The organism is Rhodovulum euryhalinum, from assembly GCF_004342445.1.
Lineage (GTDB): Bacteria > Pseudomonadota > Alphaproteobacteria > Rhodobacterales > Rhodobacteraceae > Rhodovulum > Rhodovulum euryhalinum.
This window is the reverse complement of the sequence record NZ_SLWW01000002.1, coordinates 229,169-242,235: the sequence shown is the minus strand read 5'-3', so window position 1 is coordinate 242,235 and position 13,067 is coordinate 229,169. Positions and strand designations below refer to the sequence as shown.

Here is a 13,067-nt window from a genome sequence, read left to right as displayed (position 1 = left end):
GGCCCGCGTGTTCCGGACAGAGGGATAGCTGATGGCAAAGCGCGATTTCTACGAGGTTCTCGGCGTCGCCCGCGGCGCCTCGGCCGACGAGATCAAGAAGGCCTATCGCAAGAAGGCCAAGGAACTGCATCCCGACCGAAACTCGGACAACCCCAACGCCGAGGCCCAGTTCAAGGAAGTGAACGCGGCCTACGAGGCGTTGAAGGATCCCGACAAGAAGGCCGCCTATGACCGCTTCGGCCATGCCGCCTTCGAAGGCGGCATGGGTGGCGGGCCACGCCCGGGCGGACCGGGCTTTGGCGGTGGCGGCGATTTCGCCTCGGCCTTCTCGAACGTGTTCGACGACCTGTTCGGCGATTTCATGGGCGGCGGCCCGGGCGGGCGGCAGCGGGCCACCCGCGGATCCGACCTGCGCTATAACCTGCGCATCAAGCTGGAGGACGCCTATCGCGGCCTGCAAAAGACGATCAACGTGCCCGGTTCGGTCGCATGTGACATCTGCAGCGGCACGGGGGCCGCGGGCGGCGCGGAACCGGCCACCTGTCCGACCTGTTCAGGCATGGGCAAGGTGCGGGCCCAGCAGGGCTTCTTCACCGTGGAACGGACCTGCCCGACCTGCGGCGGCATGGGCCAGATCATCAAGAATCCCTGCAAGGCCTGCGGCGGCGCGGGCCGGGTCGAGAAAGACCGGGCGCTGTCGGTCAACATCCCCCCGGGCGTCGAGACCGGCACGCGCATCCGCCTGGCCGGCGAGGGCGAGGCGGGGCTGAGGGGGGGGCCACCGGGCGATCTCTACATCTTCATCGAGGTGGCGGATCACCCGATCTTCGAACGCGATGGCGTGACCCTGTTCTGCCGGGTGCCGGTGTCGCTGACCACCGCCGCGCTTGGCGGCGAGATCGAGGTGCCCACGATCGACGGCGGCCGGTCGCGCGTGAAGGTGCCCGAGGGCAGCCAGTCGGGCAAGCAGATGCGCCTGCGCGGCAAGGGGATTCCGGCGCTTCGGGGTGGCGGGCATGGCGATTTGCTGATCGAACTTGCGGTGGAAACCCCGGTGAACCTGACGGCCCGGCAGAAAGAGCTGCTGCGCGAGTTCGAGGAACTGAGCGAGGAGAACAACCCCGAGGGGTCGTCCTTCTTCCGCAAGGTCAAGAGCTTCTGGGAGGGGATGAAGAGCTGACGCCGCAAAATCCGCTGCGGCGTTAACGCTTCGTTCAGGATGATTTCCCTAGGCTCGGGGCGATGACTCGCCCGAATGACACCACGCGTTTCTCCGAGCCGCCGCTGCCGATCTTCGCCGACGCGCAGCCCGTCCCGCTGTCGCGGGGCGACCGGCTGCCATCCTACCTGCGCGACCACCGCCAGCGGCTCAGGACCCGCTTCATGGAGGGCGGGGCCGATGCCATGCCGGATTACGAATTGCTCGAGATGGTGCTGTTCCGCGCCATCCCGCGGCAGGACGTAAAACCGCTGGCCCGCGCGCTGCTGGAGACCTTCGGCGATTTCAACGGTGTCCTGTCGGCGCCCGTGGCCCGGCTGCGCGAGGTCAAGGGCGTGGGCGAGTCGGTGCTGGTCGAACTCAAGCTGGTCGAGGCTGCGGCACACCGGCTGGCGCGGGCCCGCGTCATGCACCGCCAGGTGATTTCCAGTTGGGACGCACTGCTTGAATACTGCCATGCGTCGATGGCGCATCGCCAGACCGAACAGTTCCGCGTCCTGTTTCTCGACCGCAAGAACGTCCTGATCGCCGACGAGGAACAGGCGCGCGGCACCGTCGACCATGTGCCGGTCTACCCCCGCGAGGTCGTCAAGCGCGCGCTGGAACTGAATGCCTCGGCGCTGATCCTGGTGCACAACCATCCCTCGGGCGATCCCACGCCGTCTGAGTCGGACATCCTGATGACCGAGCAGATCGCGATGGGCTGCACCGCGCTCGGGATCGTGCTGCACGATCACCTCATCGTCGGCAAGGAGCGCGAGCTGAGTTTCCGGGCCGAGGGCTATCTGTAGCCGCTAGCGCAGCCAGACTTCGACCCGGCGGTTGATGATCCCGCCCCACGCGCTCTGGTCGCAGGCGATGGGCAACGCCTCGCCAAAGGCCTCGACCCGCAGCTTTACCCGCGAAGGATCCGCGGCCGTTGCCACGGCACGCACGGCGTCCCGCACCGCCTCGGCCCGCGTCCGGGCAAGGCGGCGGTTGGCCTCGGCCGGCCCCTCGCCATCGCTGAAGCCCGCGAAAATCAACTCTCGCCCGTCGAACCGTCCTGCCTCGACCGCCCGGGCCAGCGCGCCGACATTGCCGTAGGACTGCGCGTCAAGCTCGGCCGACCCGCCCTCGCGGAACCGGAAGGTGCTGGTCAGCCGCTCGGCCCCCGACAGCACCGCCACGAGGCGCTGAAGCTCGGACAGCGGCACCTCGGGGCCGGCCGTGGCGATCGCCTGGCCCAGCCGGTCACCCTGGCGGCCGAAGGGGATGGTATCGGCCAACTGGTCGACAAAGCCCGCCCGCCGGATCACCAGTTGCGCCGCGGGCGTGTCCAGCCAGTCAAGGAACTCGCGCGCGAAAAGCGGCAAACGGCGCGCGGGCGTGTACAGGAACAGCGGTGCGACAAAGGGGTAGTCCTCGGTCTTGACCGACTGGCGCGTGGCAACAAGGCGCATCCCGCAGCCGCCGATCAGCGGCACTTGCTGCGCCGCGCCGAGCGCCGAAAGCCGGGTCAGGCCGATCCCCAGGGGATCGCGCGCCACCGCCTGGGCAAGCGCGGCCGTGCCCTTGTGGCGCCGGGCCGACGGGGCGGGCGGCGCCCCCGAGAGGAGCCGCAGCACCACCGCCTGTTGCATCCCGTTCTGCCGGTCGAGAAGATGCACGCTCACCGGGGCGTCAGGGCCGCCCAGCGCCGCCCAGTCGACGATCTTGCCCGTGACGATGCCGATCAGGTCGTCGATGGCCAGCGCCTGAACGGGCTGGCCCGGCGCCACCACCGGCACGATCGCGTCCAGCGCGACGACAAGGCGCCGCGCCGGATCGGACAGGTCGCCATAACCTGCCTCGACCAGCCGCCGCAATTCTTCGGGCCGGGGCTCGCGCGCGGCCATCACGATGTCCGCCGCATCGGCCAGCAGATCGGCAAAGCCTTCCTCGGTGCTGCCAACCCCCACGGCGATCTCGGCCACCGCGTACCCCGCATCGCTGTCAGTCAGCACCAAGGATGTATCCGTCCCGGCCCGGTCCCGCGTGACGGCAAGCCCGCGCTGGACCGCATAGGCCTCGATCAGCGCGGGGATTAGCACCTCGCCCAGAGCGGGCGCGCCGGACAGGCGGAATCGCGCGACATGTGCCTCCATGTCCGGGCAGCCGGGACCAGTGCAGACCACGCCCTGACCGTCCAGGGTCAGGGGCCCATAGATCGTATCGACCCTGTAGAACTCGCCATCGAAGCCGATCAGCGTGCCGCTAATCTCGACCGACCCGTCGCGCGAGGTCAGCGTGACGTCCTGCGCGCGAGCGGGGGAGGGGCAGAAGGAATGACACAGCGCGGCGAGGACCACCGCGCATCCGAAAAAACGCATGTCTGCAGGGACCGGACCGCCTCAGTTCGTGGCGAGTTTCCGGCCTTGGGGCAGGTTTTTCAACACCAGAAATTCCCCCACCGACTCGCATCCTGGCAGGGTGAAGGTGACGACCCCCGTACCCATTCGCCCGTCAGCGTCGGGAAGCACGGTTTCGGCCTCGACCCGCCGGCCGCAGTTGGCCCGGGTCACCTCGACCTCGACCGACAGGCGGGGGACGGGGGTAGCGGCCGGGGCGGTGTAGATCTGGACCCGGTGTCCGTTCTCGACTGCAGGATCGCCGAGGATGCGAATCGTCCCCGCAGCGCCATCACCCCGGGGTGCGTCAGCCCAGACATGGCCGCCGCCGCCGAACCCGGCGCCCGCCTCGAAGGCGTGAAGGTGCATGCCGCTATCGCCCCGCGTGATCAGCGCGGCCCGGGTCAGCCCGGCTGCCGCGGGAACCGAGACCGTGTCGCGCACCGTGACACCGTCGTCGAACTCGGCCAGGAAGGCGGCAGTTGGGGTCATCGCAGGCAGTTCGACACTAAGTAGGCCCAGTTGGTCGGTCCGTTCGGTGAAACTGATCAGATCGTGGTGAACGGTGACGCGGCTGCCGGGGCGACAGGGCGCCGACAGGACCAGCCGCACCACCGCCGCGCCGATCGGGGTGGCCACAAGGCTGGGGCGGCAAGGCAGGCCCGAGACGCCATAGGCCGGCATGGCGAGTTGCGCGCCGGTCACAAGGTCGTCTGTTCCGATGGCAAGACGAACGGGGATCGGGTGCAGGACCGCAGGACCGGCCGGGTCGTCGGGCAGGGTGGGCAGGCCCCCGGCGCGCGCAGCCAGAGGTTCGAGGCCCGATAGCGATGCGGAGCGATGGGCCGGTTCGCCAACCGAAATCGGGTCGCCAAGGTCCATGTGCCGGCCAAGGGCCACCAGGCCCGGCAAGGCCAGCCCGATCGCCAGAAGCCACAGTTTTCTTCGTCTGCCCATGGCTCTTTCCTGCCGTACCAAGATTGCATCCTGGTTAAGCGGGAAAAGCGGCGAGGACGTGGCAGCCTTGCGGGAAACCGGCGACGACCGCCGGGCGAAGCTGAGTCAGACGAGCTGACCGTGGCAATGCTTGAACTTGCGTCCCGATCCGCAGGGGCACGGGTCGTTCCGCCCCGGGTTGCCCCAGGTTTCCGGCCTTGTATCGTCAAAGCCTTCGGCCATCTGCGGCGCCTGTGCGGGCTCATCGGCATGTTCGGCGGTGCCTTGCTCCGCGGCCTCGGTCATGCGCTGCTGCTGCTCGGCAAGTTGGCGCAGCATCGCGCCGCGCTCTTCCTCGGTCAGGGGACGGATCTGGCCAAGCTTGCGGCTGACCTCCTCACGCAGTGCATTCAGCATCGATTCGAACAACGCGAAGGACTCGGTCTTGTATTCGTTGAGCGGGTCGCGCTGTGCATAACCGCGGAATCCCACGACCGATCGCAGATGTTCCAGCGTCAGCAGATGTTCGCGCCACTTGCCGTCGATCGTCTGCAACAGCACCTGCTTTTCGATGTTGCGCATCGTTTCGGGGCCGAATTGCGCGGCCTTGACCGCCATCGACTCGTCGGAGGCGGTATACAGCCTCTCGCGGATCTCGTCGTCATCCACGCCCTCTTCGTCGGCCCAGACGGCGACCGGGGCGTCAAGATTCAACCGGTCGATCAACGCCTCGCGCAGGCCGTCGGTATCCCACTGGTCGGCATAGGTCTTGGGCGGCATGTAGGTTTCCACCAGATCGTCGATCACCTGGTGGCGCATATCCTGGACGATTTCGGACAGGTCGGCGGATTGCATGATCTCCAGTCGCTGGCCAAAGATGACCTTGCGCTGGTCGTTCATCACGTCGTCGAACTTGAGCAACTGCTTGCGGATGTCGAAGTTGCGCCCCTCGACCTTGGCCTGGGCCTTTTCCAGCGACTTGTTCACCCAGGGATGGACGATCGCCTCGCCCTCCTTCATTCCCAGCGTCGACAACACCTTGTCCAGCCGTTCCGACCCGAAGATCCGCATCAGGTCGTCTTCGAGCGACAGGAAGAACGCCGACCGTCCCGGGTCGCCTTGCCGGCCCGACCGGCCACGCAACTGGTTGTCGATGCGCCGGGATTCGTGGCGCTCGGTGCCGAGGACGAACAGGCCGCCAGCGTGCAGCACCTGGCGTTTCTCGTCGGCATGTTCAGCCTCGATCCGGGCCCGGATCTCGTCGGGATGGGCTTCGGGGTCGGCGGCGAGCGCCTCCATCACCTTCATCTCGACATTGCCGCCCAATTGGATGTCGGTGCCGCGGCCGGCCATGTTGGTGGCGATGGTCACTGCGCCGAACCGGCCTGCATCGGCGACGATCTGGGCCTCCTGCTCGTGGTGGCGGGCATTCAGCACGTTATGCGGGATGTCCGCCGCCTTGAGCCGGGCCGACAGCATCTCGGATTTCTCGATCGAGGTCGTGCCGACCAGGATTGGCTGGCCGCGCTTGTAAGCCTCGTTGATCGTCTCGACGATGGCCTCGTATTTCTCGCGCGCGGTGCGATAGACGGCGTCGTGTTCATCGCGGCGCGCCACCGGGCGGTTGGTCGGGATCTCAACCACGCCCAGGCCGTAGATCTGCATGAATTCCTCGGCCTCGGTCACGGCGGTGCCGGTCATCCCGGCGAGTTTCTCGTAGAGGCGGAAATAGTTCTGGAACGTGACCGACGCGAGCGTGACGTTCTCGGGCTGGATCTGCACGCCTTCCTTGGCCTCGATGGCCTGATGCAGGCCCTCGGACAGGCGGCGGCCCCGCATCATCCGGCCGGTGAATTCGTCGATCAGCATCACCTCGCCGTCGCGGACGATGTAGTCCTTGTCCCGCTGGAACAGCTTGTGTGCCTTCAGCGCCTGCTGCGCATGGTGGACGATGGTGGTGCTTTCGGGGTCGTACATCGACTGACCCTCGGGAAGGATGCCAAGCTCATGGAGCCGCTGTTCCATGAACTCGTTGCCGTCCTCGGTGAAGGTCACGTTGCGCACCTTCTCGTCGAGCTTGAAATGCTCTTCGGTCAGATCGGGCACCACCTTGTCCAGCGAGAGATAAAGTTCCGACCGGTCCTGGCTGGGGCCCGAGATGATCAGCGGCGTGCGCGCCTCGTCGATCAGGATCGAATCCACCTCGTCGACGATGGCAAAGTAATGGCCCCGCTGGCCCATGTCGGACAGCTCGGACTTCATGTTGTCGCGCAGATAGTCGAAGCCCAGCTCGTTGTTGGTGCTGTAGGTGATGTCGGCGCGATAGGCGGCGCGTTTCTCGGCGTCCGGCTGCCACGGATAGACGACGCCGCAGGTCATGCCCAGATGGGCATAGACCTTGCCCATCCATTCCGCGTCGCGCTTGGCAAGGTAGTCGTTGACGGTGACGATGTGCACGCCCTTGCCCGTCAGCGCGTTCAGATAGGCCGGGAACGTCGCGACCAGCGTCTTGCCCTCGCCGGTCTTCATTTCGGCGATGTTGCCGCGGTGCAGGAAGATGCCGCCCACCAGCTGCATGTCGAAGGCGCGCAGGCCCAGCGCCCGGCGCGCGCCCTCGCGGCAATTGGCAAAGGCCTCGGGCAGCAGGTCGTCCAGTTCCTCGCCGCCTGCGATCCGGCGCTTGAACTCCTCGGTCTTCGCCTTGATCCCCTCGTCGGACAGCGCCTTGAACTCGGGCTCCAGCTCGTTGATGCGGGCCACCAGCGGGCGCACCTTCTTGACCATTCGGTCGTTCTTCGTGCCGAAGACCTTGCGGCTGACTGTTCCGATGCCCAGCATGTTCTCTCCGCGGCGGCTGTCTCAAGGGATGTTGTTCGACGGACGCCTTGCCCGCCTGTCGATGCGGCAATAAGAAGTGGCCTAAGACTTAGGACCGGCCCTAAGGACCACCTGCGATGTAAGGGCCGGTCAGAATGGTGTCAACGTCGCCCAAGCGCGCGGCAGGAAAGGAGTTGCCCCTATGCCCAAAGCCTCGAAACCGCTGCTTGTGCTTGCCCTGGTGGCCGGGTTCGCCCTGCCCGCCGCCGCCGAGGAGATCGGTCCCGATACCGTCGTGGCACGCGTCGGCGCCACCGAGATCACGCTGGGTCACATGATCGTGCTGCGTGCCCAGTTGCCCGCGGAATACCAGCAACTGCCCGACGACGTACTTTACCAGGCGGTGCTTGACCAGTTGATCCGCCAAAGCGCGGTGGCCGAGCAGATCGGCACCGAACTGTCGCTGGGTGCGCGGCTCTCGCTCGAGAACGAGCAGCGGTCTTACCTCGCTGGCGAGGCACTGGCCCGCGTCGCCGAAGAGGCGGCGACCGACGAGGCGGTGCAAACGGCCTATGAGGCGGCCTATGCCGCGGCCGAGCCCACGACGGAATTCCAGGCGGCCCACATCCTCCTCGAAAGCCAGGAGGCGGCCCAGGCCGTGCTGGCCGAACTGGAGAACGGCGCCGATTTCGCCGAGCTTGCCAAGTCGAAATCCGTGGGCCCCTCGGGCCCCAACGGGGGCGACCTGGGCTGGTTCAGCGCTGGTATGATGGTCAAGCCCTTCGAGGATGCCGTCCTCGCCATGGAGCCCGGCACGGTCTCCGGGCCGGTCGAGACGCAGTTCGGCTGGCACATCATCAAGCTGAACGAGACCCGCCTGAAAGACGCCCCCCCGCTGAACGAGGTGCGGGCGGACATCGTCCAGCAGCTTCAGCGTGACGCGATGGAGGCGGCGCTCGAGAAATACACGGCCGAGGCCGAGATCACCCGTACCGAGATCGAGATCGACCCGGCCATTCTGAAGAACCGCGATCTGCTGGGCGAATAGGTCCAAGGCGCGCGAAAGGGACGGCGATGGCCAAGTCTAAAAAGAAGAAGCTCGAAAAGAAGATCACCAAGGCGAAGGTCAAGCCGCTGAAGCGCGAAGTCGCACGGCTGCGCGAGGCGCTGGACTTGGCGGGCACCGCAGCACCGGCGTCCCGCGGCCCGGCGCTGTCGCCACTCGCACCCGCGAACGGCTTTCCCGCGCTGCCGGTGATTGCCGGCGTGGAGTTCGCCGCCGCCGAGGCAGGCGTGCGCTACAAGGGCCGGCTGGACGTCATGCTGGCACGGCTCGCCCCCGGCTCGGCGGTTGCCGGGGTCTTTACCCGGTCGGCCACGCGCTCGGCGCCCGTTCTCGACTGCGAGGCCAAGATCGGCGCCACGGCCGGGCCGCGCCAAGGTGCGGCGATCCTGGTGAATTCCGGCAACTCCAACGCCTTCACCGGTGCGAAGGGCGTCGAGGCGGTGCAGGCGATCTGTGCGGGCGTGGCCCGGGCGGCAGGCGTGCCCGAGGCACGCGTGTTCACCAGCTCTACCGGCGTGATCGGCGAACCGCTGCCGCATGACCGGATCACCGCTGTCCTTGACGATCTTGCCGCGCGGCTGTCGCCCGAGGGGATGCCCCAGGCGGCGCGCGCGATCATGACGACCGACACCTTCCCCAAGGGCGCGACGGCCACGGTCGAGATCGACGGTCACGAGGTGCGGATCGCGGGCATCGCCAAGGGCTCGGGCATGATCGCGCCCGACATGGCGACGATGCTGGTCTACATCTTCACCGATGCCAGGATCGCGCAGGCACCGTTGCAACGGATGCTGGGCCGCCTGACCGACGAGACCTTCAACTGCATCACGGTCGATGGCGATACCTCGACCTCGGACACGCTGCTTCTGGCCGCTACCGGCAAGTCCAGGGCGCCCGAGATCACCGACCTGCGCAGCGCGCCGGCGCGGGCGTTCCAGGACGCGCTGAAACGGGTGATGATGGATCTCGCGCACCAGGTTGTGCGCGATGGCGAAGGCGCCACGAAGTTCGTCGAAATCGCGGTAACCGGCGCGGCCAGCGCAGCCGACGCCAGAAAGATCGCCATGGCGATCGCCAACTCGCCGCTGGTCAAGACCGCAATCGCGGGCGAGGATCCGAACTGGGGCCGGATCGTGATGGCGGTGGGCAAGTCGGGCGCCAAGGCGGATCGGGACGGGCTATCGATTCGCTTCGGCGACATCCTCGTCGCGGAAAAGGGCTGGGTCGCGGAAAGCTATGCCGAAGAGGCGGGGGCCGCCTACATGCGGCGCGATGAGCTGGTGATCGGCGTGGATCTGGGTCTTGGCACCGGCGCGGCCACGGTCTGGACCTGCGACCTGACGCATCGCTACATCGACATCAACGCCGACTACCGGTCATGAAGATCGTCCTCGTGGCGGCGGTCGCGCTGGTCGATGCGGACGGCAGGGTGCTGCTTGCGCAGCGCCCCCAGGGAAAGGCGATGGCGGGGCTCTGGGAGTTCCCGGGTGGCAAGGTCGAGCCCGGCGAGACGCCCGAGGCGGCGCTGATGCGCGAGCTGAAAGAGGAACTGGGGATCGACACCTGGTCCAGCTGCCTCGCGCCACTGACCTTTGCAAGCCATGGCTACGAGGACTTCCACCTGCTGATGCCGCTGTTCGTCTGCCGGAAATGGCAGGGCCAGCCGCATGGCCACGAGGGCCAGGCGCTAGCCTGGGTGCGTCCGAAGGACCTGCGCACCTATCCGATGCCGCCGGCCGATCTGCCGCTTATCCCGTTCCTGAGGGACTTGCTTTAGGCGGAACCGTTCCGCCAGAGGACAAGGCCACCGGGGGCCTTTGGATCCGCTTCGGCAGGAATCCGCGCATGCGCGCGGCCTGCGGCGAAATAAAATGTCGCGCCGAATCGTTCCCGAATTACAAAAGGTAAGTTTCTACACGAGGGACGAACAGATGATCGAAACGATCGTGCTTGGGTCTTGCGTATCGGTTCAAGGCGCCTTTGTTGCGCGCCGGCCGGATGGCCGGATCGTCGTCCGCGTGGGCGATCGGCTTTATGAGGGCCGTCCGGTCAACAAGGCCGCCTGAAGCGGCCAAACCACACCACTCACGCGAAATGAAAGGGCGCTCCAACGGAGCGCCCTTTCCAATCTTCGGTGACCGCAGACTCAGGCGAGCGTGCGCTCGACCTCCTGCCGCTCGAATATCTCGATGACGTCTCCCTGCCGGACATCGTCGTAATTCTCGAACGCCATGCCACATTCCTGGCCCGACTGGACCTCGGACACCTCGTCCTTGAAACGTTTCAGCGTCTTCAGCGTGCCCTCGTGGATCACCACGTTGTCGCGCAGCAGACGCACGCCCGCCGACCGGCGCGCCACGCCCTCGGTGACCAGACAGCCCGCGACCTTGCCCACGCCAGAGACCTTGAAGACCTCCTTGATCTGCGCGTAGCCGATGAAGGTTTCGCGAATCTCGGCCGACAACAGGCCGGATGCCGCCTTCTTCACGTCGTCGACCAGATCGTAGATCACGCTGTAATAGCGGATTTCCACACCCTTCTGGTTCGCGGCGTTCCGCGCCGGCGCGTTGGCCCGCACGTTGAAGCCGAAGACCGGCGCGCCCGATGCCTCGGCAAGGCCCACGTCGGTCTCGGTGATGGCACCCACACCCGCGTGCAGGATGCGCACCCGGACCTCTTCGTTGCCGATCTTCTCCATCGCCTGGACGATCGCCTCGGCCGAGCCCTGCACGTCGGCCTTGACCACGATGGGCAGCTCGGCAACGGTCGCGTCCTCCTTGGCCTTGGCCATGAGCTGTTCCAGCGTCGTGGCGGCCCCGGCGGCAGCACGCTTTTCCTTGGACTTCGCGTGACGGTATTCCGCGATCTCGCGGGCCTGCGCCTCGGTTTCGACCACGTTCAGCACGTCGCCGGCCTCGGGTGTGCCGTTCAGGCCCAGCACCTCGACCGGAACCGAGGGCCCGGCACTTTCCACGCGCTCGCCCTTGTCGTTGATCAGCGCGCGCACCTTGCCCCACTGCTCGCCTACGACGAAGATGTCGCCCTGCTTGAGCGTGCCGTTCTGCACCAGAACCGTCGCGACCGGGCCGCGGCCCACGTCGAGCTTGGCCTCGATCACGGCGCCCAGCGCCGCGCGGGTGGTATTGGCCTTGAGTTCGAGAATCTCGGACTGCAGCGCGATCGCCTCAAGCAGTTCGTCAAGGCCCTCGCCGGTCTTGGCCGAAACCTCGACGTCCTGCACCTCGCCCGACATCTTCTCGACCACGACCTCGTGCATCAGCAGGTCGGTCCGCACCTTCTGCGGGTCGGCGGCGGGCTTGTCGATCTTGTTGATCGCCACGATCATCGGCACCTTGGCCGCCTTGGCGTGGTTGATCGCCTCGATGGTCTGCGGCATCACCGCGTCGTCGGCCGCGACCACAAGCACCACGATGTCCGTCACCTGGGCACCCCGGGCGCGCATCGAGGTAAAGGCCGCGTGGCCCGGCGTGTCGAGGAAGGTCAGCGTCGAGCCGCTGTCCGTCGTCACCTGGTAGGCGCCGATATGCTGGGTGATGCCCCCGGCCTCGCCCGCGACCACCTTGGCGTCACGGATCGCGTCCAGAAGCGAGGTCTTGCCGTGGTCGACGTGGCCCATGATGGTCACAACCGGGGGACGCGTCGTCAGATCCTCGGGCTTGTCCTCGACGCTGTCGATCACGTCCTCGACATCCGCGTCCGAGACGCGCTGCATCCTGTGGCCGAACTCTTCGACGATCAACTCGGCGGTGTCCGCGTCGATCGGCTGGTTCTGCGTCACCATCATGCCCATCTTCATGAGCGCCTTGACCACGTCGGCGGCGCGCTCGGCCATGCGGTTGGCCAGCTCGGACACCACGATCGTCTCGGGCACCTGCACGTAGCGCACGACTTTCTCGCGGGACTCGGCCCCGCCCATCGCCTTCTGGCGCAACCGCTCCTGCTTGCGCTTCATCGCGGCAAGCGAGCGTTGCCGCCCACCCTCGCCGTCGAGCGCCTGGTTCAGGGTCAGCTTGCCGCCACGGCGCGCGTCGTCCTTGACCTTGGCACGGGCCGTGCGTTCGTCGCTGCGCTCGCGCTCGCGGTCGACCTTGCGCGCGACGGGCTTCGCCGCGCCCTTGTCGGCATCGGCCATCGGCGTGGCCGTAACCGCTGCGGGCGGCGGCGCGGCGGCCGGCTTGCTGGCGGGCTCGGCCTCCGCGCGGCGGCGCTCGTCCTCTTCCTCGGCCTTGCGCCGGGCGGCTTCCTCGATCTCGCGCTGCTCGCGCTCCTTCGCCTCGGCCTCTTCACGGCGGCGCTGGCGGTCTTCCTCGCGCTGGCGCTCGTCGGCCGCGCGCTGCGCGGCCTCTTCGACCTCGCGCGCCTTGGCGGCTTGCAACGCCTTCAGGCGCCGCTCCATCTCGGCATCGGAAATCCCCGCAGGACGCTTGGCCGGATCGCTGCCCGACACGCCGGCCGTCGCGGCCCCACCGGATTTCGCGGTTCCGGGCTTGGGCACGACGACGCGCTTGCGCTTTGTCTCGACCACCACGTTCTTCGTGCGGCCATGGCTGAAGCTCTGCTTCACCTGACCGGACCGCGGGCCGCCGCGCAAACCGAGTGTCTTCTTGCCGTCAGTGTCGTCCATAAGGCCTTCAACCCT

10 protein-coding genes are annotated in these 13,067 nt (G+C 67.1%); 6 read left to right on the top strand and 4 right to left on the bottom strand.

The genetic code is table 11. The annotated features are described in order from the left end of the window. Positions 1 to 31: 31 nt before the first annotated feature. Both dnaJ and radC read left to right on the top strand, forming a co-directional pair. Positions 32 to 1,180, top strand: a complete 1,149-nt coding sequence (dnaJ, locus tag EV655_RS03470) for a molecular chaperone DnaJ (protein ID WP_132541868.1) — start codon at positions 32 to 34, stop codon at positions 1,178 to 1,180. A gap of 62 nt (positions 1,181 to 1,242) precedes the next feature. Beyond that, positions 1,243 to 2,010: a RadC family protein gene (gene radC, locus EV655_RS03465; RefSeq protein WP_132541866.1), complete on the top strand. Its 768-nt coding sequence runs from the start codon at positions 1,243 to 1,245 to the stop codon at positions 2,008 to 2,010. 3 nt (positions 2,011 to 2,013) lie between these two features. On the opposite strand, the gene EV655_RS03460 is transcribed toward radC, so the two are convergent. The 3 genes from EV655_RS03460 to secA all read right to left on the bottom strand — a co-directional run bounded on the left by EV655_RS03460 (position 2,014) and on the right by secA (position 7,362). Beyond that, complete coding sequence (locus EV655_RS03460) at positions 2,014 to 3,570, bottom strand: phosphate ABC transporter substrate-binding/OmpA family protein (protein WP_132541864.1); 1,557 nt, start codon at positions 3,568 to 3,570, stop codon at positions 2,014 to 2,016. Between the two features lie 21 nt (positions 3,571 to 3,591). Then, the gene (locus tag EV655_RS03455) at positions 3,592 to 4,545 is read right to left on the bottom strand and encodes a hypothetical protein (protein ID WP_132541862.1); all 954 of its coding nucleotides are present in this window, start codon (positions 4,543 to 4,545) and stop codon (positions 3,592 to 3,594) included. Between the two features lie 105 nt (positions 4,546 to 4,650). Further along, the gene (gene secA / locus EV655_RS03450; RefSeq protein WP_132541860.1) at positions 4,651 to 7,362 is read right to left on the bottom strand and encodes a preprotein translocase subunit SecA; all 2,712 of its coding nucleotides are present in this window, start codon (positions 7,360 to 7,362) and stop codon (positions 4,651 to 4,653) included. Positions 7,363 to 7,543: 181 nt separating this feature from the next. On the opposite strand from secA, the gene EV655_RS03445 reads away from it, so the two are divergent. From EV655_RS03445 to EV655_RS18995, 4 genes are all read left to right on the top strand, one after another. Then, entirely contained in the window at positions 7,544 to 8,389 is an 846-nt protein-coding gene (locus EV655_RS03445; RefSeq protein ID WP_132541859.1) for a peptidylprolyl isomerase, read from the top strand. A gap of 26 nt (positions 8,390 to 8,415) precedes the next feature. Beyond that, a complete protein-coding gene (gene argJ / locus EV655_RS03440) occupies positions 8,416 to 9,789 on the top strand; it encodes a bifunctional glutamate N-acetyltransferase/amino-acid acetyltransferase ArgJ (protein ID WP_132541857.1) in 1,374 nt (457 codons plus the stop codon). Then, complete coding sequence (gene mutT / locus EV655_RS03435) at positions 9,786 to 10,184, top strand: 8-oxo-dGTP diphosphatase MutT (protein ID WP_132541855.1); 399 nt, start codon at positions 9,786 to 9,788, stop codon at positions 10,182 to 10,184. The genes argJ and mutT overlap by 4 nt, the downstream gene beginning before the upstream one ends. Before the next feature lie 154 nt (positions 10,185 to 10,338). Next, positions 10,339 to 10,473, top strand: a complete 135-nt coding sequence (locus tag EV655_RS18995; protein ID WP_279389325.1) for a hypothetical protein — start codon at positions 10,339 to 10,341, stop codon at positions 10,471 to 10,473. An 80-nt stretch (positions 10,474 to 10,553) separates the two neighbouring features. Here the strand turns inward: EV655_RS18995 and infB are convergent, their stop codons facing one another. Beyond that, positions 10,554 to 13,052 (bottom strand): translation initiation factor IF-2, encoded by a 2,499-nt coding sequence (gene infB / locus EV655_RS03430; protein ID WP_132541853.1) that lies wholly within the window; start codon positions 13,050 to 13,052, stop codon positions 10,554 to 10,556. Positions 13,053 to 13,067 lie beyond the last annotated feature (15 nt).